Origin of the sequence: Leucobacter sp. G161, from assembly GCF_001482305.1 — a bacterium.
Lineage (GTDB): Bacteria > Actinomycetota > Actinomycetes > Actinomycetales > Microbacteriaceae > Leucobacter.
This window is the reverse complement of the sequence record NZ_LOHP01000012.1, coordinates 1-1469: the sequence shown is the minus strand read 5'-3', so window position 1 is coordinate 1469 and position 1469 is coordinate 1. Positions and strand designations below refer to the sequence as shown.

The following is a 1469-nucleotide window of genomic DNA, read 5'->3' as shown; positions in this document are numbered from 1 at the left end:
ACGTGCGTGTATACCTGGGTGCTGGACAGGCTTGAGTGTCCCAGCATTTCCTGCACCACGCGGAGATCGGCACCGCCGTCGAGGAGATGCGTCGCGGCCGTGTGCCGGAAGGTATGTGGTCCGCTTGGGCCGCCGCCGGGCTCGCGTTCGAGTTCGCGCGAGACAAGTCGGTAGACGGCGCCGGTGCCCAGCAGGGCGCCGCCACGGTTGCCAATAAACAGCGGACCGGAGCGCGGCATCGCGGCCGGCGCGTCCTCGGACCTGCGGGAAAGCAGCGCGTCTCGTGACTCGGCAATGTAACGCTCGAGCGCGTGCGCTGCCGGGACGCCGAGCGGTACGACTCGCTCCTTGTTGCCCTTACCGAGGACACGGACGCTGCGGTCGCGCCGGTCGAAGCCGTCGAGCTGTAATGAGGTGAGCTCGGACACCCGGAGTGCTGACGAGTACAGCAACTCGAGAACCGCGTGATCTCGGACCTGCTCGGGGTCTCCGGCGATGGCACGTGCTGCCGCACGTTCGAGGACGCGGGACATCTGCTCCTGTGTGAGTACGCGGGGGAGGGCTTTCGGCGTTCGCGGCGTCCGCAGACGTGAAGCTGGGTTGCCCGGAACCATGCTGCGGGATTCAAGCCAGGAGCCAAACGATTTCAGCGTGGCCACGTTTCTCGCGATCGTGGAGGGGGCAAGCCCCCGCTGTTGGCGTTCCCAGAGCCAGGACCGCATGAGCTCGAGATCTGCTCCAGCAAGGTCTGCGACACCGTGCTCTGCGGCGAAGCCAGCGAAATCGTTGAGATCTCGCCGGTACGAGCGAATTGTGTGTTCGGAGTATCCGAATTCAAGGCGCGCCGCATCGATGAACGTCGACACCGCCTCGTTGAGTTTCATGCTCCCTATCTTCGCCGACCTTACTGAACCCGAGCGGCGTTCAGCGCGGTGGTTCGCCGTTTCAGCGGAGGCGCCGCGGCTACTCGCGCCGTAACAGCCGCCAGTGCGCCACGCTGCCGGCCTCACCGTCAACGCGCGCAACATACCTCAGGAGTTCGAGTTCGGCGAGTGTGTCGGTGGCCTCGTCGACAGAAACACCCGCACGCACCGCAGCATCAGCTGTGGACCGCTCCCCGTGTAGCGGGAGTGCGTCGAGTATCCGCAGATGCAGGGACGGCGTGCGGTCCGAGCCGGTACTCGCTCCGTCCGTGGCGTTGTGGAACGGGTCTCCTGATTCAGCGCCGAGGAGCTCCCGAAGCTCTGCGCCGTTCGTGATGAGCGTTGCGCCGTACTCGCGAACAAGTCTATGACAGACGGCTGAGGCAGCTGACGTGATCGGGCCGGGCACCGCACCCACCGCGCGGGCGAGCTCGGCAGCGTGCCCGGCAAAGCTGAACTGGGGTAACGGGTCTGATGCACGTTTAGGTGACATTCAACATGGCTAGTTTCTGCTGGCCTGGAAGGATGAACCTATGCCTCCTCGTT

2 protein-coding genes are annotated in these 1469 nt (G+C 65.1%); both read right to left on the bottom strand.

The window, feature by feature from the left end; genetic code table 11:
• Positions 1-884 (bottom strand): tyrosine recombinase XerC (locus AUL38_RS01045; RefSeq protein ID WP_059058427.1); only part of this gene is annotated, 884 nt, incomplete at its 3' end.
• A gap of 79 nt (positions 885-963) precedes the next feature.
• Positions 964-1416 carry a hypothetical protein gene (locus tag AUL38_RS01040; protein ID WP_059058425.1) on the bottom strand — a complete coding sequence of 151 codons (453 nt, stop codon included), beginning with the start codon at positions 1414-1416 and terminating at the stop codon, positions 964-966.
• Positions 1417-1469: the final 53 nt, after the last annotated feature.